The sequence below is a fragment of the Aeromonas bivalvium genome (assembly GCF_000819765.1).
Lineage (GTDB): Bacteria > Pseudomonadota > Gammaproteobacteria > Enterobacterales > Aeromonadaceae > Aeromonas > Aeromonas bivalvium.
This window is the reverse complement of record NZ_CDBT01000024.1, coordinates 1-25,363: the sequence shown is the minus strand read 5'-3', so window position 1 is coordinate 25,363 and position 25,363 is coordinate 1. Positions and strand designations below refer to the sequence as shown.

Sequence of the window (25,363 nt, the reverse complement as noted above, 5' to 3'; positions counted from 1 at the left end):
CGAAGGAGGTGGAGCACAAGCGCCTCAACCGGCTTGCAGCAGCAGCGAGGCGAGCCGGGTCTCTGGCCGGGTCTGGGCCAGCAGCAGCAGGGCGCAGCCATAGGCATCTTCCAGGGCATGGTGGCTGGTGAGGGGGGGCAGGTGGTGGCGCGCCAGGCAGCGGGCCAGGGTGAGGGCATCATCCCCGACCGTGCGCCCCGCCCGATGCAACTGGGCCAGCTCGAGGCGCAGGGTATCGAGAAACGGCCAGCCCGGCTCATGACCGAAGGTCTGCCGACAGGCGGCCCCGAGAAAGCGACGCTCCAGGGCGCTGTTATGGGCCACCAGCAGGCAGCCCTGGGCCGCATCCATCAGGGCGCGCAGGGCGGTTTCGAGGGACTCAGCCTCCTGCAAGTCCCTGTCATGCACCCCGTGGTAGATGGCGCTCTGTCCCACGCTGACGGGGGGGCGTACCAGGAAGTAGCGCGCCTGGGCAGGCCGGATCTCGCGCCCCTCGATGGGCACCCATCCCAGGCTGACGATGTGATCCCGGCGGGGATCCAGGCCGGTCAGCTCCAGATCGATGGCCAGACAGCGGCGCTCGGTCAGGGTCTGTCCCGATCTCATGGCTCTCCAGAGGTGGGGCCAGCGGCCAAACCAGGTTGTCGCGCTCATAGCTGGCGGCAGAAGCGGTAAGAGAGCAGGCTTTGCCCCTCCTCGATCACGGCGAAGCACTCCTTGAGCTGATGGCGCTGCAACCCAGAGAGGGTACCGGGATCCAGGTGATTGGAGAGGTGATCCGCCTCCTGCGCCTCCTGCTGTTCGAGGTGCAGTTTCCAACGCAGCTCGGCCAGCAGATCGAAGGCATCTCCCAGGTTGCGGCACAGCGTCTTGTCCATGGCGCCAGCCGCCTCGAGGTCGCGCAGACGCTGGCGGGTTCCGACGGCGGTCACCCCGGCGGCCAGGGCATAAACCCGCACCAGATCCGTGATGAGGCTGAGCCCCCGGGTCTTGAGATCCAGCCCCCTGTGCTGCTGCCCGTCCGGCTCCAGGATGAAATGCTTGAACAGGCCAAGGGGCGCCCGCCGCTGCAACGCCGTCTGGGCCAGGTGCAGCAGGAAGAGGGGCTGGGCCGCCGCCTGCGCCACCATGGCGCCGAACATGGCATCGAAGCGTGCCTGGCTGCCCGCCACCAGACGCACGTCGAAGAAGACGGTGGCGTTGAGCAGGGCCTGGGGGGTCGGAGTCTGGAACCAGCCCCGAAACCGGGCGAGCCAGGCGGCCTCGTCCAGGCACAGCTCCGGGTTGGTCGCCATGATGTTGCCGGGGCAATAGGGCAGACCGCAGCGGGCCAGGCCGTCGCACACCAGGCGCGCCAGGCGGGCAAAGTATTCGGCCACCGCCCCCACCGCGGGCTCGGCCAGCAGCAGGCCGTTGTCCTGATCTCCGTTCAGTCCCTGATCCCGGCGGGCGAAGGAGCCAAACACGAGCCAGCAGAACTCGCAAGGAGCCGGCCCCAGGGCCGAGAGGGCCAGGGCGATCAACCGCTCGGTCAAGGCGTCCGTCACCGTGGCCAGGATGTGAGCCGCCTCGTGGGCCGGCACCCCCTGGCGCCCCAGAATACGGGTCAGCCTGGGGATCTGCCGGCTGCAGCGCACCAGACCCTCGAGATCGGGCTGGCGCTCTATGTCGGTCAGGAGATAGACGGGATGCTCCTGCTGGGCCCGCACCAGATCCGTGACCGTCACCATGCCGACCACCCGCCCCTCCCCCATCACCGGCAGATGATGCACCCGCCGACGCCCCATCTGCTGCAGGGCCTCGAACAGATAGGCTTCCCGATCGATGGTGATAGGATCCCGGGTCATCGCCTGGGCCACCGGTGTCTGCGCAGGCAATCCCAGCGCCAGCACCCGGCTGCGCAGATCCCTGTCCGTGATGATGCCAAGCAGCCGCCCCTCCTCCTCCACCAGCAGGGAGGAGACGCGCCGCTCGCTCATCAGCTGCGCCGCGGCCTGCACCGTCTGCCGGGGACCTGTCACTATCTTGTGATCCTGCACCAGATCCCGCACCTTGAGGGTGAAGTAGCCCTCGGTCGGGGGGAGTGTCTGCTGGTGCAGGGTGCGGGCCGCCAGGCGCAGGAAGAAGTTGTCTAGCACGGGCCAGCGCTGCCGACAGCGGCCAAACGCCTCGCCATCGAGCCAGTAGACCAGGGCGTCTTCCTCGCAGATCAGCCGGTCGCTGCGCCCCTCGGGCGGCTGGTAGCCATCAAAGTCCCCCTCTTGCAGCTTCTCCAGCAGCGTCTGTCCGTCGTGGCGGGCAAACAGGCCGGTACGCACTATCATCAAGCGCCCGGCCGGGGCGGGGACCACCTCATGGGCCCGAAAATAATAAACCGAGATGGCTCGCGCCAACTCGGTCTGCTCTTCTTTCCCCAACTGCTGGAAGGGGGTGGTTCGGGCGAGAAAGTCACTTATCTCAACCAGGGCCATGGTGCCTCCGACGGGAGGGGCCAGGCCCCTCCCTGAGTGGATCAATGCTCGTGGGCTTCACCCGCCCCTTTCGGGAAGCGAATGCTCTCCACTATGTGCTGCACCTCGTCAGGCACCGGCTTGGTGAGCAGGCTCACCACGTAGGAGACCACGAAGTTGATCACCATGCCGACCGTGCCTATCCCTTCCGGCGAGATGCCAAACAGCCAGTTTTCCGGCACGTTGGCGGCCATGGGCGTGATGAAGATGCCCTTGAAGTAGATGATGTAGCCGATGGTGAAGACGATCCCCGCCAGCATGCCGGCGATGGCCCCCTCCTTGTTCATCTTCTTGTAGAAGATCCCCATGATGATGGCGGGGAAGAAGCTGGCCGCGGCCAGGCCGAAGGCAAACGCCACCACCTCGGCCACGAAGCCCGGCGGGTTGATGCCCAGATAGCCGGCCACCAGTATGGCCACGGCGGCGGCGCCACGGGCATAGAGCAGCTCCTGCTTGTCCGTGATGTTGGGCATCAGGTTGCGCTTGAGCAGATCGTGGGAGATGGAGGTGGAGATGACCAGCAACAGGCCCGCCGCCGTGGAGAGCGCCGCGGCGATGCCGCCGGCCGCCACCAGGGCGATGACCCAGTTCGGCAGCTTGGCTATCTCGGGGTTGGCCAGGACTATGATGTCGCGGTCCACCTTCATCTCGTTGCGATCGTCGTTGGAGTAGAACATGCGGCCATCGCCGTTCTTGTCCTCATGGGAGATGAGGCCCGTCTTCTCCCAGTTCTGCACCCACGCGGGGGCATTGGCGTACTCGGTACCCTGGCCATCGGCACCATTGATGGTGTCGACCATGTTGACCCGGGCAAAGGCGGCAACCGCAGGGGCCGTGGTATAGAGGAAGGAGATGAACAGCAGCGCCCAGCCGGCGGAGATGCGGGCATCACGCACCTTGGGCACGGTGAAGAAACGCACTATCACGTGGGGCAGACCGGCGGTGCCGACCATGAGGGCACAGGTGATGGCAAACACGTCCATCTTGGACTTGATCCCGTCCGTGTAGGAGGCAAAGCCCAGATCCTGGGAAATGGTGTCCAGCTTGTCGAGCAGATAGGTGTTGGAGCCATCCACCAAGGTGGCACCGAAACCGGTCTGGGGCAGGATATGACCCGTCATCATGATGGAGATGAAGAAGGCCGGCACCATGTAGGCGAAGATCAGCACGCAGTATTGCGCCACCTGGGTATAGGTGATCCCCTTCATGCCACCGAGTACGGCGTAGAAGAAGACCACCGCCATGCCGATGACCACCCCAGTGGTGATGTCCACCTCGAGGAAGCGGGAGAAGACCACCCCCACCCCGCGCATCTGACCCGCCACATAGGTGAAGGAGATCAGGATGGCGCAGACCACGGCAACGGTTCTGGCGGTCTGGGAGTAGTAGCGATCCCCGATGAAATCGGGCACGGTGAACTTGCCGAACTTGCGCAGGTAAGGGGCCAGGCACAGCGCCAGCAGCACATAGCCACCGGTCCAGCCCAGCAGGTAGACGGCACCATCGTACCCCATGAAGGAGATGAGACCGGCCATGGAGATGAAGGAGGCGGCCGACATCCAGTCAGCGGCCGTCGCCATGCCATTGGCAACGGGATGGACCCCGCCACCGGCCACGTAAAACTCCTTGGTTGATCCGGCGCGAGCCCAGACAGCGATCCCGATGTAGAGCGCGAAGGTCAGGCCGACCACTATGTATGTCAGTGTCTGTAAATCCATTTCACACCTCAGTCTTCATGAACATCATATTTGCGATCCAGTTTGTTCATCTGGTGAACGTAAACGAAGATCAGGACGACAAACACATAGATGGCCCCCTGCTGGGCAAACCAGAAGCCCAGCTTGAAGCCAAAGAGATGAAACTGATTGAGCCAGTCGGCCAGTATGATGCCAGCCCCATAGGAGACGGCGAACCACACCAGCAGCAACTTGAGCATCAGGGAGAGATTCTCCCGCCAGTAGGCCTTGGCCTTGTCTTCACTTTCAAATGCCATTTCCCAACTCCATTTGTTAACGAAATGTTTCACGCTCAATCTAGCAGCTGTTTGTCTTTAGGAAATCACGACTTTAGTCTTAACAGGCTCTTATGACGCCTGTTTTGGCCGCCATCGCGCCCCCGCTTTCCCCCCGAACCACCCCCTCGGACGACCCGGATCACACTTCTCGCTAAAACTTTCGGGGAGCTTGTGCCATAATGCGCGCCATTTGGCAGACAACCCGGGACAGATCCTTTGTTAAGCAGCAACAACATCACCATGCAGTTCGGCGCCAAGCCGTTGTTTGAGAACATCAGCGTCAAGTTTGGCGGCGGCAACCGCTACGGCCTCATCGGCGCAAACGGCTGTGGCAAGTCCACCTTCATGAAGATCCTCGGCGGCGATCTGGAGCCCACTGGCGGTAATGTGAGCCTGGACGTCAACGAGCGGATCGGTAAGCTGCGTCAGGATCAGTTCGCCTACGAAGAGATGCGCGTGCTGGACGTGGTCATGATGGGTCACACCGAGCTGTGGGCCGCCATCGCCGAGCGCGATGCCATCTATGCGAATCTGGAAGCGACCGACGACGACTACATGAAGGCCGCCGAACTGGAAGGCCTGGTGGCCGAGTATGACGGCTATACCGCCGAATCCCGCGCCGGCGAGCTGCTGCTGGGTGCCGGCATCCCCATCGAATTGCACAACGGCCCCATGAGCGAAGTGGCCCCGGGCTGGAAACTGCGGGTGCTGCTGGCACAGGCGCTGTTCTCCAACCCCGACATCCTGCTGCTGGACGAACCGACCAACAACCTGGACATCAACACCATCCGCTGGCTGGAGCAGGTGCTCAACGATCGCGAGAGCACCATGATCATCATCTCTCACGACCGCCACTTCCTGAACTCCGTCTGCACCCACATGGCGGATCTGGACTACGGCGAGCTGCGGGTCTACCCAGGCAACTACGACGAGTACATGACGGCCGCCACCCAGGCCCGGGAGCGTCTGATCGCCGACAACGCCAAGAAGAAGGCCCAGATCGCCGATCTGCAATCCTTCGTCTCCCGTTTCAGTGCCAACGCCTCCAAGTCGAGCCAGGCCACCTCCCGCCTCAAGCAGATCGACAAGATCAAGATCGAGGAAGTGAAGGTCTCCAGCCGTCAGAACCCCTTCATCCGCTTCGAGCAGGAGAAAAAGCTCTACCGCAACATCCTGGAGATCGAAGGGCTGTCCAAGGGGTATGGTGAGGAGCCGCTGTTCAAGGGCCTCAACATGATGCTGGAAGTGGGCGAGAAGGTCGCCATCCTGGGGACCAACGGCATAGGTAAATCCACCCTGATCAAGACCCTTATGGGAGAGCTGGCGCCGGACAGCGGCACCATCAAGTGGTCCGAGAACGCCCAGATCGGCTACTACGCCCAGGATCACGCCGACGATTTCGACACCGATCTCAACGTGTTCGACTGGATGTCCCAGTGGAAGCAGCCCAACGAAGACGAGCAGGCGGTACGCTCGGTGCTGGGTCGTCTGCTCTTCTCCCAGGACGACATCAAGAAGCCGGTCAAGGTGCTCTCCGGTGGCGAGCAGGGTCGCATGCTGTTCGGCAAGCTGATGATGCAGCGCCCCAACATCCTGATCATGGATGAGCCGACCAACCACCTGGACATGGAATCCATCGAATCCTTGAACCTGGCGCTGGAGCTCTACAAGGGGACCCTGATCTTCGTCTCCCACGACCGTGAGTTCGTCTCCTCCCTGGCGACCCGCATCATGGAACTGACCGAGAACGGCATCCGCGACTTCGGCGGCACCTACGAGGATTACCTGCGCAGCCAGGGCGTGGTGTAACCCGCTTCCGCTCCCTTCGCAGCAACACCGGCGCCCGCAAGGCGCCGGTTTTTTTTATGGCCACCACACAGGCTCGCCCCCTCCTGCCCTCCCTGCTTCGGCCCCGCCCTCACTCCCGGTCTCCTCATCCAGGCCTGCCCGCGCCAGACGCAGTTCACCCCCTTTCCTCCCCGTGTCAGGGCATCCGGACAGATAGTTGTCATATGTAACCGACTTTACCTCGGCTATACTGGTGGCGCCGCTTCCCGTCATGATAATAACCAACAAAAATCACCCCTTTGGAGGGAGGGCATTCGGAGGGGACGCGGACGGAGGGTGTGGCCAGGTTCGATCAGGACTCAGCCGGACTGGAGTTTGATAACCTGAACAGAATCATTTAGTTATAAAAATATCATTTATATATCAGTTGAAACTAGCACCGAGAGAGCGGCGCCATTGCGGCCATAAAACTGTAGTAAAATTACATTCGCAATCGGCCAACCTTGATCGGCATCAATTTCGGGGATCACCCCCTTTGTTATGATTTCCACAGGCAAAATCCCAGGACAATGACAATTGAAAGCAGAATCCCCCTTTGACTGTCTCAAGCCCGAAACCATAGCCGCACTGGCCGAAGACATCACCTATGCCAAGGCCACCAAGCCCGCATACAAGGTCATCCCCCTGGCCATCACAGCAGGCGCTTTCATCGCCATCGCCTTTGTCTTCTACATCACAGTCACCACCGGCTCGAACGGCATGGCCTGGGGCATGGCCAAGCTGGTCGGCGGTCTGTGCTTCTCCCTCGGCCTCATCCTCTGTGTCCTGCTCGGCGCCGAGCTGTTCACCTCCACCACCCTGACCCTGGTGGCCAAGGCGGCGAATCGCATCAGCTGGAGCCAGCTGTTCAAGAACTGGGGCCTGGTCTACTTCGGCAACCTCATCGGCGGCCTCATCATAGTCGCCCTCATCATCATGTCGGCCGAGTACACGGCGGCGGATGGTCAATGGGGACTGAACGCCATGAAAGTGGCCCAGCACAAGCTGCATCACACCTTCTTCGAGGCCCTGGCCCTCGGCATCCTGTGCAACCTCATGGTGTGCCTCGCCGTCTGGATGTCCTTCGGCGCCCGCAGTGCCACCGACAAGGTGATGGTGATGCTGCTCCCCGTGGCCATGTTCGTGGCATCGGGCTTCGAGCACAGCATCGCAAACATGTTTATGATCCCGGTTGGCATCGCAATCCACAGCGTCGCAAGCCCGGAGTTTTGGCAGGCCATCGGCCAGAGCCCGGCGCAGTTTGCCGACCTGACCGTTTCGAACTTCGTCTTTCACAACCTGATCCCCGTGACCATTGGCAACATCATAGGTGGCGGCGTCATGGTTGGTCTGACTTACTGGTTTATCTTCCGTCGCCATCATTAAGGATGATGACGGGGTACTACATCAATACCGTGTGAGGTAATGAAAATGGCAGAACTTAACGAGCAGTTCCAGGCAGCATGGGAAGGCTTCGCGGCCGGTGAGTGGCAGACCTCTGTCAACACCCGCGACTTCATCCAGAAGAACTACACCCCGTATGAAGGTGACGAGTCCTTCCTGGCTGGCGCGACCGACGCGACCACCAAGCTGTGGGACAAGGTCATGGAAGGGATCAAGATCGAGAACCGCACCCACGCGCCGGTCGATTTTGATACCGACCTGCCCTCCACCATTACCGCTCACGATGCCGGTTATATCGACCAGGGCCTGGAGCAGATCGTCGGCCTGCAGACCGACAAGCCGCTCAAGCGCGCCATCATCGCCAACGGCGGTATCAAGATGGTAGAGACCTCTTGCAAGGTGTACGGCCGCGAGCTGGACCCCATGGTCAAGAAGATCTTCACCGAGTACCGCAAGACCCACAACCAGGGCGTGTTCGATGTCTACACCAAGGACATACTGAACTGCCGTAAATCCGGTGTCATCACAGGTCTGCCCGATGCCTACGGCCGTGGCCGCATCATAGGTGACTACCGCCGCGTGGCCCTGTACGGCATCGACTTCCTGATGGCCGACAAGCTGGCCCAGTTCAAGTCCCTGCAGGCCGATCTCGAAAACGGCGTCAACCTGGAAGCCACCATCCGTCTGCGTGAAGAGATCTCCGATCAATACCGCGCCCTGGATCAGATGAAAGAGATGGCCGCCAAATATGGCTGCGACATCTCGGTACCGGCCAAAAACGCCAAGGAAGCCGTGCAGTGGACCTACTTCGCCTACCTGGCGGCAGTCAAGTCCCAGAACGGTGCCGCCATGTCCTTCGGTCGTACCTCCAGCTTCCTGGACATCTACATCGAGCGTGACCTGCAAAAGGGCCTGATCACCGAGCAGGAAGCCCAGGAGCTGATGGACCACATGGTCATGAAGCTGCGCATGGTGCGCTTCCTGCGTACCCCGGAATACGATTCACTGTTCTCAGGCGACCCCATGTGGGCCACCGAAACCCTGGCCGGCATGGGCGTGGATGGCCGCACCCTGGTCACCAAGAACAGCTTCCGTATGCTGAACACCCTCTACACCATGGGCCCCTCCCCCGAGCCGAACCTGACCATCCTCTGGTCCGAGAAGCTGCCGGTGGCGTTCAAGAAGTACTGTGCCAAGGTGTCTATCGAGACTTCTTCCGTCCAGTACGAGAACGACGATCTGATGCGTGCCGACTTCAACAACGATGACTACGCCATCGCTTGCTGTGTCTCCCCGATGATCGTGGGCAAGCAGATGCAGTTCTTCGGTGCCCGTGCCAACCTGGCCAAGACCATGCTGTACGCCATCAACGGCGGCATGGACGAGAAGCTCAAGATCCAGGTCGGTCCCAAGACCGAGATGATCACCAGCGAGTACCTGGACTATGACAACGTCATGGACCGTCTGGATCACTTCATGGACTGGCTGGCCAAGCAGTACGTCGCCGCCCTGAACATCATCCACTACATGCACGACAAGTACAGCTACGAAGCCTCCCTGATGGCGCTGCACGACCGTGACGTCTATCGCACCATGGCCTGCGGCATCGCCGGTCTGTCCGTGGCGGCCGACTCCCTGTCTGCCATCAAGTACGCCAAGGTCAAGCCGGTACGTGACGAAGATGGCGTGGCCATCGATTTTGAAATCGAAGGGGAATACCCGCAGTTCGGCAACAACGACGCCCGCGTCGATGACATCGCCTGCGACCTGGTCGAGCGCTTCATGAAGAAAATTCAGAAGCTCAATACCTACCGCGGCGCCGTGGCGACCCAGTCCGTGCTGACCATCACCTCCAACGTGGTGTACGGCAAGAAGACAGGCAACACCCCGGATGGCCGTCGTGCCGGTGCGCCGTTCGGCCCGGGTGCCAACCCGATGCACGGTCGTGACCAGAAGGGCGCCGTTGCGTCCCTGACATCCGTCGCCAAGCTGCCGTTCGCCTACGCCAAAGATGGTATCTCCTATACCTTCTCCATCGTGCCGAACGCCCTGGGTAAAGACATGGAAGCCCAGAAAGCCAACCTGGCCGGCCTGATGGACGGTTACTTCCACCACGAAGCCAACGTAGAGGGTGGCCAGCACCTGAACGTCAACGTGATGAACCGCGAGATGCTGTTGGACGCCATGGAAAACCCGGAGAAATATCCGCAGTTGACCATCCGCGTATCCGGCTATGCCGTTCGCTTCAACTCGCTGACCAAAGAGCAGCAGCAGGACGTCATCACCCGTACCTTCACCGCATCGCTGTAAACCAGTCGCAGTGAATCAAAACCGGCGCCAAGGCGCCGGTTTTTTTTATCTGCACCCCTGTCGCCCCAGACCTCGCCCGCCTTTGCCTCCCGGGCCCGGCGCAGACCCGACACGTCCCCTCATTCCCCGGTCTTGTGGCAATCCCGCCCCAGGGAAAGGCGCGAACAGAATGAACACAATGGCCACAACAGCCGAAATAACCATTTCGGTCACAATCTTTTCCGGCTGGCCACCTCGCATTAACCTTCCTGCAACAATCACAAGGAGAGCACCATGTTGCAAGGAACCTTCAAGCGCACCCTGATCGGTAGCCTGCTCGCACTGAGCTTCGGCGCCCATGCCCAGATCGACGAAGTCCACTTCCTGATCCCCGGCGGCGCCGGCGGCGGCTGGGATACCACGGCCCGCGGCACAGGTGAAGTGCTGGCCAAGTCCGGCCTGATCAAGACCGTCTCCTACCAGAACATGTCCGCCGGTGGCGGCGCCAAGGCCATCGCTCATCTCATCGAGACCTCGGCCCAGTCCGACAAGACCCTGATGGTCAACTCCACCCCCATCATCGTCAAATCCCTCTCCAAGGAGCTGCCCCAGTCCTTCCGGGACCTGACCCCGGTCGCCGCCATCATCGCCGACTACCAGGCGCTGGCGGTCAAGGCAGACTCCCCCTATCAGAACTGGGCCCAGTTGCTGGCCGCCTATGAGGAGAACCCGGCCAAGGTGAAGATCGCCGGGGGCTCTGCCCGTGGCAGCCTGGATCACCTGGTCGCCGCCCTGACCTTCAAGAATGCCGGCGCCGACGCCAGCAAGCTGCGCTACGTCGCCTACGATGCCGGTGGCAGCGCCATGGCCGCCGTGCTGGCGGGTGAAACCCAGGCCATCTCCACCGGCTTTGGCGAGGCGATGGAAGCGGTCAAGTCCGGCCAGATGCGGATCCTCGGGGTCACCTCCGACCAGCGTCTGCCGGGGGCGGATCAGATCCCCACCTTCAGCGAGCAGAACAACCCCACCGTCTTCGCCAACTGGCGCGGCTACTTCGCCTCCCCCACCATCAGTCCGGAGAAATCCGCCGAATTTGCCACCCTGCTCAAGCAGATGTACGACAAGCCGGAGTGGGAAGTGGTCCGCAGCCGCAACAGCTGGACCAACCTCTACAAGTCCGGCCCCGAGTTCACCGCCTTCCTCGATGGCCAGGAGCAGCAGATCGGCGGCCTGATGCGCGAGCTCGGCTTCATCAAGTAATCCTCGTTGTCACATAACAGGCGGGCACTGGCCCGCCGTCCATGTTGGAGAGAAGACCCATGAACATCACCAAGGAGCGACTGGGAGGCCTGCTGTTTTTGCTGCTCTCTCTCGCCTATGGCTACTACGCCACCGAGATCCCGGGCTACCCCGGCGACGAGTATGAACCCTTCACCGCCAGCACCTTGCCCTATGCCCTGGCCGGGCTCGGAGTGCTGCTCTCCCTGCTGCTGGTGATCTTTCCCGGGGGCGAACCCTTGCGCCGGGAAGAGGGAGACTGGCGCCGGGTCTTCATCCTGCTCGGGCTCATGGTGGTCTATGGCCTGGGGCTGACCTGGTTTGGCTTCGTGCTCTCCACCATCGCCTTCCTGACCGTGGGCATACGGGTACTGGGTGAGCCCAGCCTGCGCTACGGCCTGATGATCAGCGTCCCCTTCTCCCTCGGTTTCTGGGCCCTGCTCACCAAGGGGCTCAACGTCTATCTGGAGCCGGGTCGCCTGTTCACCCTGCTCGGGTTTTAAGGAGTCACCATGTTAGACGGAATCTTGCAAGGACTCGGCACAGCGCTGCTGCCGGTCAACCTGATGATGGTGGTGCTCGGCTGCTTCGTCGGCACCTTTATCGGCATGTTGCCGGGTCTCGGGCCCGTCACCGCCATCGCCCTGATGATCCCCATCACCTATGGCCTGGATCCCTCCTCCGGCATCATCCTGATGGCGGGGGTCTATTACGGCGCCATCTTCGGCGGATCCACCTCCTCCATCCTGATCAACGCCCCCGGCTGCTCGGCCACCGTGGTCACCGCCTTCGACGGCTACCCCCTGGCACGCAAGGGTCAGGCGGGCAAGGCGCTGGCTATCGCCGCCTACGCCTCCTTCACCGGCGGCACCCTCTCCGCCATCATGCTGATGGTGGCGGCGCCCCTGCTGGCCAAGGTCTCCCTCTCCTTCCAGTCGGCGGACTACTTCGCCCTCATGGTGCTGGGCCTCTCCGCCGTGGCGGCGTTTGCCGGCAAGGGCCAGGTGCTCAAGGCCCTCATCATGGCGCTGTTTGGCATCATGATCTCCACCATCGGCATCGACCGCAGCGTCGGGGTGGACAGGTTCACCTTCGGTCTGCCGGACTTGCGCGACGGCTTCTCCTTCCTGCTGCTGGCCATGGCCACCTTTGCCCTCGCGGAGATCCTGATGGCGGTGCTGCGCCCGGGCAAGGACAACAGCGAGGAAGAGGCCAAGCAGATGCAGCAGCTCGGCAGCCTCAAGCTCAGCAAGGAAGAGGTCAAGGAGATAGCGCCCCCCATCGCCCGCTCCTCGGTGCTGGGTTTTCTCATCGGCGTGCTGCCGGGGGCCGGCGCCACCATCGCCGCCTTCATGGCCTATGGTGCCGAGCGCAACATCGCAGGCAAAAAGCATCAGGATCAGTTCGGCAAGGGCAGCCTGCGCGGCCTGGCGGCGCCGGAAGCGGCCAACAACGCCGCCTCCACCGGCTCCTTCGTGCCCCTGCTCACCCTGGGGATCCCGGGCTCGGGCACCACGGCCCTGATCCTCGGCGCCCTGGTCGCCTACGGCATCCAGCCGGGCCCGCGCCTGTTCATGGAGCATCCGGATGTGTTCTGGTCGGTGATCATCTCCATGTATCTGGGCAACGTGGTGCTGCTGGTGCTCAACCTGCCGCTCATTCCCTATCTGGCCAAGGTGCTGGCGGTGCCGCGCCCCGTGCTCATCCCCATGGTGCTGCTCTTCTCCCTGACCGGGGTCTATCTGGTGTCGTTCAACACCATGGATATCCATGTGATGACCATAGTCGCGCTGATCGCCATCGGCCTGCGTCTGCTCACCTTCCCCATGGCGCCCATGCTGCTCGGCTTCATCCTGGGGGGCATGCTGGAGGACAACCTGCGCCGCGCCCTGGTGATCAACGACGGCAGCCTGAGCTTCCTGTGGGAGCGCCCCATCACCCTGGCCTTCACCCTGATCACCCTGACCATGCTGCTGATCCCGCTCTGGCAGTGGTGGCAGGCTCGCAAGGAGCCCAAGGGCACCCCGGTCACGGATCACTGAATCCTTGGCACTCTGCCGCCCTGTACCCTACCCATAAAGTGCAGAGACCTTGATGAGTGATACTCCGTCATGAATGAAAAGAGCGCCGAAAGGCGCTCTTTTTTTGCTTGGCAGACTCCGGCGTCAGCGGCGACGATAGCGCCGCTCCGGGCGCCCGACCGTGCCATATTCGAGCTCGGGGAAAGCCAGCTGCTGGCCCACCAGAAACTCAAGGTAACGGCGCGCCGTGGTGCGGCTCACCCCCACCCTGGCGCCAATCTCCTCGGCGCTCGCCCCCTGGCCCGCCAGGGCGCTCAGCACCCGCTCCAGGGTGAGGGCATCGATGCCCTTGGGCAGGGTCAGGGGCTGGGCGGCGCCAGTGCCGGCGCCAAACAGGGCGTCCACATCCTGCTGGCTGATGTCCGCCAGGCTGGCCAGGGCCAGCCTGCTCTGCTGATACTTCTCCAGGGTGCCCTTGAGCCGCTCGAATACCACGGGCTTCAAGATGAAATCCACCACCCCGAGCCGCATCGCCTCCTGCAAGGTGGCGGCTTCCCGCGCCGCCGTGAGCAAGATGACATCCACCTCCGCTCCCTCCTGGCGCAACTGCTTGAGCAGCCCCAGCCCTTCGCCGTCCGGCAGCCAGACGTCAAGCAGCACCAGATCGGGTCTGAGCACGGCGATCTGCTCGCGAGCATCACTTAAGGTGAGGGCCAGGCCGCACAGGACGAAGCCCGGCAGCCGCTCGACGAAGCGGCGGTGGATCTCGGCGATGGCCGGATCGTCCTCCACTATCAATACCTTGATCATTCACACGTCCTTGGGAATGTAACAGACAAAACAGCTGCCCCGCTCGGTGGGCTCGATGTGGATCTGCCCCTTGAGGGCATCCAGGGTCTTGCGCACCAGGGCCAGGCCGATGCCGTGGCCGGGCTCCGCCTTGCAGCTGACCCCGGGCTCGAACAGTCGATCCGCCAGCGCCGGATCGACGCCGCCGGCGCCATCTTCCACCTCCAGCACCAGATCCTGCCCCAGATCGCTCAGGGAGACCCGGATGGGCTGATAGGGGGCGCCGTGGCGGCGGGTCGCCTCGAAGGCGTTGTCGATGAGGTTGCCAAGCAGGGTCACCAGCTGGGACCCAGAGACCCGGGCGGGAATGTCGTGCAGCCGCGAGCCCGGCTCGACGATGAGCTCCAGCCCCAGCTCGTGGGCCCTGTGATACTTGCCCAGCAGCAGGGCCGCCACCTTGGGCTTGGCGATCGCCTCCATCAGGAAGGCCAGCAGGGTCTGCTCCGTCTCCGCCTCCCGGCCGATGAAGGCGAGGGCCTCCTCATAGGCCCCCAGTTCGATGAGGCCGGCGATGGTGCCGAGCTGGTTGTTGTGTTCATGGGTCTGCACCCGCAGCAGATCGCTGTAGGCCTGCACCTGGCTGAGCTGGGCGGTCAGCTCGGCCAGCTCGTCCTTGCGCCGAAAGCTCGACACGGCACCGATCAGCTCGCCGCCCCGCACCAGGGGGAGGCGGTTGACGATCAGCTGCTGGCCGTTGAGCCAGATCTCCTCGTCATATTGCGGGGTGGGATCGTCGATGAGAGAGAGCATGCGGGTCTCGGGCAGCAGCTCGTTGACGGGGCGACCGATGGCCCGCCTGGCCTGCCCCTCCTCGAGGCGCAGCAACTTGATGCCGTTGGGGTTGAGGGAGGTGAGCCGCCCCTCGCCATCTATGGTGAGGATCCCTTCGCGCACCGTGCGCAAGGTGCAGTCGAGCTCGGCGTAGAGGCGCCCTATCTGCTCGGGTTCGAAGCCGAAAATCGCCTTCTTGTAGCGCCGCGCCAGCCAGCCCGCCGCCAGGCTGTTGAGCAGCACGATCAGCAGGGTGATGAAGAGGCCAAAACGCAGGAAGCCCCGCAAGTCCGCATCTATGTCCCGCACCAGGTAGCCGACCGATACCACGCCGATGATCTGGCCCAGCTCGTCCCGGATCGGGGTCTTGCCACGCACCGAGACCCCGAGGGAACCCTGGGCGTGGGAGACATAAGATTCCCCATGCACCAGGGCCCGGGTCGGATCGTCCCCCACCATGGGCTTGCCGATGCGATCGGCCCTGGGGTGGACCAGCCGCAGGGCATTGCTGTCGCCGATGACGATGAAGCTGGCCCCCACATCGGCGCGGATCCGCTCCACCAGGGGATTGAGGCGTGCCGTGTCGGCCCGGCGCACCTGAGCGATCACCGCCGGGTTCCGGGCCACCAGCTGGGCCACGTCCAGGGCCTGATCCCCTATCTCCCGGTAGCGCTGCTCCGAGACATAGTAATAGCTGGCGGTGCTGAGCAGGATGAGTTGCAACAGGCTGATGAAACACAAGATGAGAAGGAAGCGTCCCTGCAGTCCCAGTTTCATCGCCCCCCTCCCGTCGCCTCGAAGGCGCGGGCCTTGCCGCCCCTCATGACTCGCCGCTCCCGCCGCGAAGCAGCTCCAGCAGCAGGCTGCCGTCGCGCAGGGCCTTGTGCACCTGCACCGAGGTGGGCTTGGTGGGATCTTCGTAGAAATGGGTGGACTCGATCTGCAGGCGCACCAGGTAATCGGCGGGCAGCTGGCTCGCCAGGGCCTGATGCAGCATGGGGAACAGCAGGCGATCGGCCCGGGTGATCTCGCCCCCCAGCAGCAGCTTGCCGGGATTGAGCAGGCAGATGAGGTTGGCCAGCACCCGGGCCAGGCGCCCCGCCGCCTGGTGCAATATGTCCTGGCACAGGTTGTTGCCCGCCAGGGCCAGCTCGCACAGCTCGCGGATGGTGACGCTCTCGGGCAGATCGGATTCCGTGTCCGCCATGCGCTCGCGCAGCTCGCGATACTGGGCCTCCAGCGCCTGATTGGTGACCAGGGTACAGGCGCAGCCAAACCCGCCGCAGTAACAGCGCTGACCATAGGGTTCGAGCTGCAGATGGCTGAGATCCCCGAGCATGGCGGACTCGCTCTCCATCAGCTGGCCATTGACCACCATGCCCACCCCTATGTCGTTGTGGACGAACACCAGCACCGCATCGGCGCAATTCTTGGCCGCGCCCCATTCGCGCTCGGCCTGGATCCAGGTGCGCACGTCGCCGCTCACCAGCACGGGCACGGAGAAGGCCTGCTCCAGGGTCGGCCCGAGCGGCCAGTTACGCAGATCATAGTAGGGGAAGTGGCGCACCATGCCGGAGTGACGCTCCACCTGGCCGGGCAGACAGAGGGCGATGCAGGCCAGGCGCAGGGCCCGTTTGGGCAAGAAGGCCTCGATGGCCTGGATCAGGCTGGGCAGCAGGTCGCCGCGCTCCCCGTCGCTGAACTGATGGCGATGGCGGGCCAGGGAGCGCCCCGCCAGATCGAACAGGGCCATGTCCACATAGCCCCGCCCCAGACGCATGGAGAGAAACTGGAAGCGGCGCTCGTTGATGCGCAGCAGGATCTGGCGCCGACCGCGGCCAACGGAACTCTCGCCGCAGGGCACCACCAGGCCGCCATCGAGCAGTTCCCGGGTGATCTTGGTGATGCTGGCGGGGGAGAGCCCGGTCAGGCGGGAGAGATCGGTGCGGGACAGCTCCTTGTGCTCCTCCAGACTGGCATAGACCAGGCCGTAATTGAGCTGACGGATCAAATCGATACTGCCTTTGACGATCTCATTCATAGGGTCTGTTAACGAAGCGGGCGAAAGATGGCTAATGTTCCCATATTCTCGGCCAATCCCCAAATCGCGCCACCAAGTTCCCGGCCCCGATCACTTAACCGGCCGCGATGCTGGTCTGCGGCCCCCCGCTTTGACTACAATTGCGCTCCCATTATCCACAGACGACCGATGCCATGACCCCTTGCCCCTGCAATTCCACCCTCCCCTATGCCAGCTGCTGCGCCCCCTTCCATCAGGGTCAGGCGGCCCCCAGCGCCCGGCAGCTGATGCGCTCACGCTACAGCGCCTTCGTGCTGGGACTGGGGGAATACCTGGTGCAGAGCTGGCACCCGGATTATCTCGGCGATCTCACGGCCGCCGAGCTGTCGCGTCAGCAGACCCGCTGGGCCGGGCTCGAGATCCTGGCCACCCAGGGGGGCGAGGCAAGCGATGAGGAGGGCGAGGTGGAGTTCAAGGCCTGGTTTGCCGAGCAGGGACAGCGCCACTGCCTGCACGAGCGATCCCGCTTCGTGCGCCTGGCGGGGCGCTGGGTCTACACCGACGGGGAGCAGTTTGCGGTCGATCCCCGGCCGCTGCCCGGGCGCAATGATCCCTGCCCGTGCGGCAGTGGCAAGAAGTTCAAGAAGTGCTGCGGGTGAGACGCTGACGCGCCAGACATGACAAGGCCGCCCGAGGGCGGCCTTGTTGCATCAGGGGTGGTTGATGATGAGGTGCTGACTGTCGATGAGGGAGGTCAGGATCTCGCTCTGACTGCCCCCGCCCAGATCGAGGCTGGAAAGATCCACGTCCCTCAGGGCGATGGACTGGGTCACCTGACCGCTGCCATCGGGGGAGATATCCAGCCGCAGATCACTGGCACCATCGCTGCCCGCCGTCACCGACACCTGGACATGGGCGAGCAGGTCGTTGATGCTGCCAGCGCCGCTCCCCTTGAGCATGTCGCTGAGATCCAGCCTGTCTCCCTGTGCCAGGTTGAAGTCGGTGATGGTGTCGAGGGCCGGCTGGCCGGCCGTGCCCGCATCCGGCAACTGCCAGACGAAGGTGTCGCTGCCCAGTCCCCCCGTGAGGATGTCATTGCCGGCGCCGCCATAGAGGATGTCATCCCCCTGACCGCCCACCAGATGATCATCGCCGCCGCTGCCATGGAGCTCATTGCCCGCCACCGTGTGCACGGCCAATGTGTCCGGTAGCGAGCTGATGACGCTGCCGCCCGAACTGGACTCAGCCTGCAGGGCAATGCTGTGATCCCCGACCCCCAGCCCATCGAGGAAGAGGGGCAGGTTGCTGTCCCCGGGCAGCAGCCAGTCGCCGTTGCCCAGATCTTGCCCCACGGTATGGCCATCCTGATCCAGCACCTGGGCACCGCCCAGGCCACTGAGCCGGATGCTGAGCTCACCGGGCTCGGGATTGGCGACCCAGGCGCTCAGGCTGAGGGGGACCCAGCCCCCCGCCAGGGCGGTGACGTCGTGGCTGTCCAGGGTCAGGGTGGGCTGATCGGCCTGGGCCGCGATCGCGATGCCCACCTGGCCGCTCGCCTCCAGGGCGCCCCCCGCCCCCGTGTTGCCGAGATCCGAGACCACCAGGCTCAGGTTGTCGTCTCCCCAGTAGTCGGGACTTGGCTGATAGTGCACCTCGCCGGCCAGGAAGGCGTTGAGCGCATCCTGGGAGCCGGTCAGGGTCAGACTGTTGCTGTTGCTGCCAAGCACTGTGATCCCGGCGCCGGCACCGGCCACCAGCAGGCCGTGCTCGACCCTGAGGGTGACCTGTACCGGCGCCGTGCCCGCATCCAGATCCTTGACGCTGATGCCGCCCAAGATGAGATCCCCGTCCTCATCCACCGAGAGTGCGCCCGCAGGCAGAGTCAGCTCGGGGGCGTCGTTGACCGGCGCCACCTCGATATCCAGGGTGCTGCTCACGTCCTGACCTCCACCGCTGCCGGTGTTGCCAAGATCGTTGGTCACCATGGTGAGGCGATCCTGGCCGTTGAAGTCGGCATCCCCCTGGTAGGAGACCCCCTTGTCCAGCAAGGCGTTGATCGCGTCCTGGGACCCCAGCAGCACCAGATTGCCGCTGCCATCGCCGCTCACTGTGACGCCACTGCCATCGACCACCGTCAGGGTGCCGTTGTCCACGCTCAAGGTCACCCGGATATCGCCATTATCGGCATCCACGTCCTGCACTCGCAGGCCCTGGATCAGATGAGGCGCATCCTCCTGGGCAACCTGGGTGCCTGGCAGGATATTGACGGGATCGTCGTTGACCGGTTGCACCTCGATGGGCAGCACGTCTGTGTCGCTCAAGGGGCCGCCGCTGCCGGTGTTGCCCAGATCATTGGTGACCATGGTCAGGGCGTCGTCACCATAGAAGTCCCCATTGCCCTGATAGACCACGCCACCGGAGAGCAGGGCGTTGAGATCCTCCAGAGAGCCGGTCAGCACCAGGGAGCCGGTGCCGTTGCCAGTCACGGTCACGCCGCTCCCTGCCGGCAGGGTGAGAGTGCCGTGCTCCACCGACAGGCGCACCTCCATGGCACCGCTGCCCGCATCCACGTCGATCACTTGCAAGCCATTGATGGTAAAAGGCGTGTCCTCCTGGGCTACCTGGGGATCCCCGGGCAGCACATTGACGGGAGCGTCGTTGACCGGACTCACCTCCACCTGGATGGTGCCACTGACCTCGGGGCCGAGGGCGCCGTTGTCCAGGCTCTGGGCCGTGACCTTGATGTCCAGGGTGCCGTTGGCGTCATGGGTCACCAGCTCCACCCCATCGAGCTTGCCGCCCTCCGTGGTGATCTGCCAGCGGCCGCCCCCCAGATCCACCACAGTGCCATCCACCCCGTTCGGCAGCCGGATCTCTGCGCCATCGGGCACCCCTTCCAGGGTGACGCGCACCTGCTCGGGGCCGTTCTCGTGCACATTGCCGGCGCTGCCGCCGGTGGCCTGGGTGTCCCGGGTCTCCACCCCCAGGTTCAGGGTGATCACATCCCCTTCAGTGCCGCTCGCCTTGCTTTCTATGTCGGCGATGATGGCATCCCCCACCGGATTGACGGTGACGGTGAAGCCGGCGCTGGTCTCAAGGGGCTGGGTGAGCCCCTTGTCCAGGGTAAAGGCGCTCAGGGTCAGGTCCACTGTGCCGCTGAAGTCCGCAGGCGGGATCAGGGTCAGCTTGGAGAAGTCGGTGCCGACAGGCACCTGCCAGACGCCACCGCCGTTGTTGACCGCCGGGGCCGACAGGGTGAAACCATCCGGCACCCCTTTTATCTGCAGCGCCACTATCTGCTCGGAGCCATCATTGTCAATCAGGGTCGCGCCGAGCCCGCCGAGGCTCACGCTGCCATCCTCGTTGCCGCTCACATCCTTTACCGTGAGGTTGGCCGGATCATTGACCGGCAGCACCTCGAAGCTCGCATTGCCGCTCCAGCTGCCCCGATCCGTGCCCGTGGTGGCGGTGTCGAGAATATCCACCGTCACCGCCAGCGGCACCTTGCCGCTGAAGTGCTCCTTGGGCACGAACACCAGATCCTTGAGATCCGCCGGGTCATTCACCGTGAGGGTAGTGACCGGCTGGCCGTTGCCGTCGAGGAAGTGCCCATATTGGGGATCCACGGTCACGACCACCCGCTCCACGGTCTCGAGACCGCCATCGGTCACCGAGGGGCTGATGTCCGCGAGCTTGACCGAGAGATCGAGGTGGATCTCGGTGTCTTCCAGGTTGTCCGGTTTGCCGTCGCCGTTCACATCCTTCACGTTCAGCTGCAGCTCGGGCAGGCCGTCCGCCCCGCCCTTGATGTCCACCTCAGGGGTGATGGAGAGGGTGACTTCCTTCTCCACCGCCTTGGAATCACCGCTCACCGTGTCGGTATTGACCAGGCGCACCTTGAAGCCCAGGCCGTCGCCGGCGTAATCCTCGGGCAAGGTCAGGGTGAGGCGGTCGAGATCATCGAGGCCGCCCGGCAGCTTGATGAGGTACTCGCCGTTGACGAAGTCATAGGTGAGCCCCTGCACGTTGACGCCCGGTGGCAAGCCTGTGATGACGATGCTGAGCTCGTCATCGCCGATATCCGCCGTGCCCAGGGTCACCATCTGCTTGAGCTGGCTGCCGAAGTCGACGCCGTGATCCTCCACCCCCGTGATGGGGGTGCTGTTGTCGAAATCGACGTCGGCCGCAATCTGCCCCGAGTGGGTCGCGCCATTGAAGTCGGCGCTGGCGGTGATCTCCCGCACAACCGGCGCGCTCACATCCCCTTCATTGTTGTCGCCAAGGTCGATCACCCTGGCGCTGACCTTGAAGGTGACGGTACCCGTATAGCCATCCGGCGAGCGCAGGGCATAGCTGCCGAGGGCGTCGTGGGGCACGGTCCAGTTGCCCTGACCATCGTTGATCCCGCCCACCACTACGAAGCCGGGGGGCAGATCGCTGATGACCAGGTAGTCGATGGTCTCGACGCTGCTGGGGTCCAGATCCTCGAACACGAACACATCCTTGAGGGGAATGTCGTGCCCGTCCGGGCTCTCCAGCTGACCGGTCTGCACCAGGTTGCCGTCGGGTTCTACCACCGCCTGGATATCCACATGCAGGGTGCCGTCGATCACCTTCTGGGCGGTGGCGCTGGAGTCCACATCCACTTGGGTCACAGTGACATGGCTCTGGAGTGTGGTGTCCCTGTCGCTATCCTCTGGCCCCTTGACCAGCAGCTGGCCGCCGCCGAGCAGGCTCTGCAACTCGGCGTCGCTCAAGTCCACGGCGCCGCCGCTCACCGTCAGCTGGGTATCCACTCCCCCGACCCGGATCCAGATCTCGTAACCGGGCTCGATACCGGAGAGGCCGAGGTGCGTCACCTTCTCTGCGCCATCGGTCAAGATCGGATGCCAGTCGAGGACGGTGAACTGATCCTCCAGACCATGGCTGGTCTTGGCATAGTCTGTGGCGTCGATGGCCGGCTCCACCTTGATGGTGAGCGGTGTCTCGAACGACTTGCTGTCACCGTCGTTCTCGGTCACCACCACACGACCGATCAGATGGATGTCTTCGGTACTGTTGAGGGGGGGCTTGATCTGGATGTTGCCCAGACTGCCAATGTCCACCTGATAGATGGGGTGACCGTCCCCATCGAGCCCTGCATAGGTCAGGGTCAGCGGATTGCCTTGACCATCGAGTACCTGAGCACCATCTGGCAAGCCAAAGAGCACCAGGTTGAGGGTTTCAGAGGTATCCCCCGGCGCATTGGGGAACTCCCCCGAGATAAGCTTGAAGTCCAGAGGGGCGGTACCGTCCTCCTGGATGGTGATCTCGAACCCCCTGTCGCTGGCAGGCTGCCAATGACTGGTATCGAGATCCAGCAGCGGCGTATCCACCACCCCCACCAGATCCACGTGCAGGTTCTGGCTGCCGGTCACCTTCTCGTTGACCACGGTATGGGTCTGGCCATTGGCATCGGTCAGGATGGCGGTGTCTTTCACCACCCCTGTGATGACGAGCGTGAAGTCGACGTTGCTCTCCGGTGCAGGTTGCAGCTTGAGGTTCCCAATCTGGTCATAGGGCACCTCGTAGTAACCGTTGGCATCCAGGGTGACCACCACACCGCCCAGCAGCAGGGTGGCGCCGGCGGGCAGCCCTTCGATACGCACGAACAGGGTCTCTGAACCGTCACTTGCGTCGCCAGGGTGGGCCAGCACTATCTTGCTGCCCAGATCGAGCAGGGTGTCTTCCTTGCCCTGAAGATCACGAATGGTGAGACTGGCGTCATCCGCCACCGGGTTGACGTTGATCACCAGCTCGATGGGATCCCCAAGGGCCGTCTCCTGCCCGGTGACCACAGGGGTCTTCTCGGTACTGACCGGGGTCACAATGAGCTTGATGTCGCCGCTGTAGTCCTTGCCGGGCAGCACGGTCACCTTGTTGATGTCGCCACCGGCCACCGTATAGAGGCCGTTCGCCCCCGGGGTGAGCGCCTTGCCGTTCAGGGTCAGCGTGCCCTGGCCGGAGGCCCACTCTATCTGGTAGCTCAGGGTCTCGGAGCCGTCCGTGTCGGTGAGGCCCGCCTTGACGTTGAGGGCGATGCCGTTGCTGTCTTCATCCGTGGTGTGGTGCTGGTGCGTGCTGCCGGACTCCCACAGGGGTTTGTCGGCGATGCCCTGCACCGTGATCTCCAGGTTGCCGGTCAGCACCGGGGGCTTGCTCCCCTCAGTGACCCCTACCTGCAACTGCACCGGGAAGCGCAGCGGATTGCCTGCGTTGTTGTAGCTCGAGTAGTCATGATCGGGCACGAAGGTGACACCGCTGAGCTGGAACTTGTCATCGGTATTGGCCACCGCCACCATGGCCTCCGGCGGCACCTGATACCAGGTCTTGCCGCCCTGGGTGATGGTGGTCAGTGCGATGCCGTTGAAGTAGAAGGTGCCCTGGGCATTGGCGGGCGCCTGGATAAGCAAAGTCTCCACATGCTCGCCCCGATCATAGTCGCCGACGTCCAGGCTCATGTTGATGGGGATGCCCTGGCCAGGATCGGTTGCCCCCGCGTCCTCGGCTCCAGTGACGGCGCTGACGGTCAACGTGCCCGCCTCGTCCCTGATGGTCAGGGTCAGCACCCCATCATCGGTATCTCCGTCCCCGTCCACCAGCTGGAAATCGATGGTCTGCACCAGGGTCTTGTTGTTGTGGTCAATCCCGCTCAGGGCGGTGAAGCTGTATCTGCCCTCGGCATTGATCACCAGGGTGCCGATGGGCTGACCTGTGCCGTCTGTGACCGCTATGGTGGTGTTGCCGCGGGGCGCTATCTCGTGTTCGACCCCGTTGATGGTGACCGATCTCACCACGGCATCGTCCGCCCCCTCGCTGGCGGTGGCCAGCAGATCGCCACTCACCTTGCCGCCCTCGTTCAGGGTCTTGCCCGCATCCACGGCCACGGGCACGTCATCCTGCACGCTCACGTGGCCTATCACCTCGGCGCTGAGATCCCCGTCGCTGTCCAGGGCCTGCAACGGCAGCTGGATATCCAGCAGATCCTTGCCCTGGACACTGTGATCCAGATTGCCGGTGAGCTCGAAGGTATAGCGGCCGGACACATCCAGGGTCAGCTTGAAGATGAGCTTGCCCCCGCTGTCCTTGCCAAGGTAGACACCCGGCTGGCTGTCTGCGCTGATGGTAACCGCCTTGCCCCCCGAGGTCAGCTGGTTGAGGGCGTTGAAGCGGGCCACATCCAGTTGCAGGGACGCCACCCGGTCGCTCCCGGCGGCGATGGTCACCTGACCGATGGCCACCTCTCCCGTGCCAGACGGGCTGGTACCCCCGTGCTGGCCACTGCCGCCATCGAGATCCGACTCCTTGACGGTGACGCTCTCTATGGTGGTGATCACGGGATCGGCAGCATCCGTGATCACCGCCGTGGTCTCGCCGGTGATCACGGAGCCGTCACTGTCGGTCACCTTGACCGGCAGGGTCAGATTGAGCCTGTCATCCGCCCCGTGATCCAGGTTGGTGTGCACCGTCACCTGATAGTCCAGGGTCACAGTGCTGTGGGCCGCTATACTGCCCGGCACGCTCGGCAGGGTCACGCTCAGCACCAGGGTACCGCTGGCGGTGACCGCCTGGAAGCCGTGACCATTGCTGCCAGGCACCTCCTGCCAGGTGAGGGTCTCCCCGTTGTGGGTGATGGCCTTGCCACTCCCATCCACCACCTGGCCAGAGAGGGTCAGGCGCACATCCACCACGGGATCCGAGTCCGCCGTGATGGTGAGAGTGCCGCTGGCGTGCTGATCGTCCGCGGTCTGGTTGCTCGCGGCGCCGCCGAAGCGCCCCTCGGTCAGGGTGACGCCGGTGAGGCTGAGGGTCGGCTTGTCCCCTTCCGCGATGCTGATGTTGAGGGTGCCCGAGGTGCTGTCGTTGTTGCCCGCCCCCTTGTCGCTGTCGACGACATTGACCTTGAACGGCAGCTCGGTGCTGCTGCCATTTGCCTGGTGTACCCCCTCGAACAGGGTCACCTTGTAGTCGAACGCGTTGCTGGCGGCGTTGTCGAGCTTGCCGCTGATCTCCACCTGCAGCACCTCGACCCGCACCCCGTTCACGTCCACATAGCCCTTGAGGATCTGGTTGCCCGGAATGGCGGGATCCCCGTCCACCAGCTCGTACTTGACGCTCTGGCCCAGGGCCGTCAGGGCTGGCTGCTCGCTGATGTCGGCAAACGACACCTCGCTCACCCGATCCGAGCCCGCATCAATCTGGAACTGGCCGGTGCCGGTCAGAGGGTTGCTGCCATCGAGGTTGCCTTCATCCAGGCTCACCCCGCTGCCCGCCACGAAGCCCGGCGCATTGCCGTCCTTGATGGTGAGCGGCAAGTCGGTCGAGACCCTGTCCCCGTCCT

At 63.6% G+C, this 25,363-nt stretch carries 15 protein-coding genes; 7 read left to right on the top strand and 8 right to left on the bottom strand.

Translation table 11 applies throughout. From position 1 onward, the window contains the following. Positions 1 to 24: 24 nt before the first annotated feature. The 4 genes from BN1119_RS08840 to BN1119_RS08825 are packed head-to-tail and all read right to left on the bottom strand — an operon-like array spanning position 25 to position 4,503. The gene (locus BN1119_RS08840) at positions 25 to 606 is read right to left on the bottom strand and encodes a 3'-5' exonuclease (RefSeq protein ID WP_041996765.1); all 582 of its coding nucleotides are present in this window, start codon (positions 604 to 606) and stop codon (positions 25 to 27) included. A gap of 44 nt (positions 607 to 650) precedes the next feature. Beyond that, positions 651 to 2,471, bottom strand: coding sequence for a DUF294 nucleotidyltransferase-like domain-containing protein (locus tag BN1119_RS08835; protein ID WP_041996762.1), 1,821 nt, complete (start codon positions 2,469 to 2,471; stop codon positions 651 to 653). Between the two features lie 41 nt (positions 2,472 to 2,512). Then, positions 2,513 to 4,228 carry a sodium:solute symporter family protein gene (locus tag BN1119_RS08830; protein WP_041996759.1) on the bottom strand — a complete coding sequence of 572 codons (1,716 nt, stop codon included), beginning with the start codon at positions 4,226 to 4,228 and terminating at the stop codon, positions 2,513 to 2,515. A gap of 8 nt (positions 4,229 to 4,236) precedes the next feature. After that, positions 4,237 to 4,503: a DUF4212 domain-containing protein gene (locus tag BN1119_RS08825; protein ID WP_041996756.1), complete on the bottom strand. Its 267-nt coding sequence runs from the start codon at positions 4,501 to 4,503 to the stop codon at positions 4,237 to 4,239. Between the two features lie 237 nt (positions 4,504 to 4,740). On the opposite strand from BN1119_RS08825, the gene BN1119_RS08820 reads away from it, so the two are divergent. The 6 genes from BN1119_RS08820 to BN1119_RS08795 all read left to right on the top strand — a co-directional run bounded on the left by BN1119_RS08820 (position 4,741) and on the right by BN1119_RS08795 (position 13,364). Further along, complete coding sequence (locus tag BN1119_RS08820) at positions 4,741 to 6,333, top strand: ABC-F family ATPase (RefSeq protein WP_041996754.1); 1,593 nt, start codon at positions 4,741 to 4,743, stop codon at positions 6,331 to 6,333. A 555-nt stretch (positions 6,334 to 6,888) separates the two neighbouring features. Then, complete coding sequence (gene focA, locus BN1119_RS08815; RefSeq protein ID WP_041996752.1) at positions 6,889 to 7,737, top strand: formate transporter FocA; 849 nt, start codon at positions 6,889 to 6,891, stop codon at positions 7,735 to 7,737. A 45-nt stretch (positions 7,738 to 7,782) separates the two neighbouring features. Then, positions 7,783 to 10,065, top strand: coding sequence for a formate C-acetyltransferase (gene pflB / locus BN1119_RS08810; protein WP_041996750.1), 2,283 nt, complete (start codon positions 7,783 to 7,785; stop codon positions 10,063 to 10,065). A 273-nt stretch (positions 10,066 to 10,338) separates the two neighbouring features. After that, entirely contained in the window at positions 10,339 to 11,304 is a 966-nt protein-coding gene (locus BN1119_RS08805) for a tripartite tricarboxylate transporter substrate binding protein (RefSeq protein ID WP_041996748.1), read from the top strand. A gap of 59 nt (positions 11,305 to 11,363) precedes the next feature. Continuing rightward, positions 11,364 to 11,825, top strand: coding sequence for a tripartite tricarboxylate transporter TctB family protein (locus BN1119_RS08800; RefSeq protein WP_041996746.1), 462 nt, complete (start codon positions 11,364 to 11,366; stop codon positions 11,823 to 11,825). Between the two features lie 9 nt (positions 11,826 to 11,834). Beyond that, complete coding sequence (locus tag BN1119_RS08795; protein WP_041996744.1) at positions 11,835 to 13,364, top strand: tripartite tricarboxylate transporter permease; 1,530 nt, start codon at positions 11,835 to 11,837, stop codon at positions 13,362 to 13,364. 123 nt (positions 13,365 to 13,487) lie between these two features. On the opposite strand, the gene BN1119_RS08790 is transcribed toward BN1119_RS08795, so the two are convergent. The 3 genes from BN1119_RS08790 to BN1119_RS08780 are packed head-to-tail and all read right to left on the bottom strand — an operon-like array spanning position 13,488 to position 17,004. After that, a complete protein-coding gene (locus BN1119_RS08790; protein WP_041996742.1) occupies positions 13,488 to 14,153 on the bottom strand; it encodes a response regulator in 666 nt (221 codons plus the stop codon). Further along, positions 14,154 to 15,740 carry an ATP-binding protein gene (locus tag BN1119_RS08785; RefSeq protein WP_041996740.1) on the bottom strand — a complete coding sequence of 529 codons (1,587 nt, stop codon included), beginning with the start codon at positions 15,738 to 15,740 and terminating at the stop codon, positions 14,154 to 14,156. Positions 15,741 to 15,783: 43 nt separating this feature from the next. Then, positions 15,784 to 17,004 carry an ROK family transcriptional regulator gene (locus tag BN1119_RS08780; protein WP_041996738.1) on the bottom strand — a complete coding sequence of 407 codons (1,221 nt, stop codon included), beginning with the start codon at positions 17,002 to 17,004 and terminating at the stop codon, positions 15,784 to 15,786. A 173-nt stretch (positions 17,005 to 17,177) separates the two neighbouring features. On the opposite strand from BN1119_RS08780, the gene BN1119_RS08775 reads away from it, so the two are divergent. Next, positions 17,178 to 17,642 (top strand): YchJ family protein, encoded by a 465-nt coding sequence (locus BN1119_RS08775; protein ID WP_084205374.1) that lies wholly within the window; start codon positions 17,178 to 17,180, stop codon positions 17,640 to 17,642. A gap of 51 nt (positions 17,643 to 17,693) precedes the next feature. Here BN1119_RS08775 and BN1119_RS08770 read toward each other — a convergent pair. Continuing rightward, a partial coding sequence (locus BN1119_RS08770; protein WP_041996735.1) for a T1SS-143 repeat domain-containing protein occupies positions 17,694 to 25,363 on the bottom strand: 7,670 nt, incomplete at its 5' end.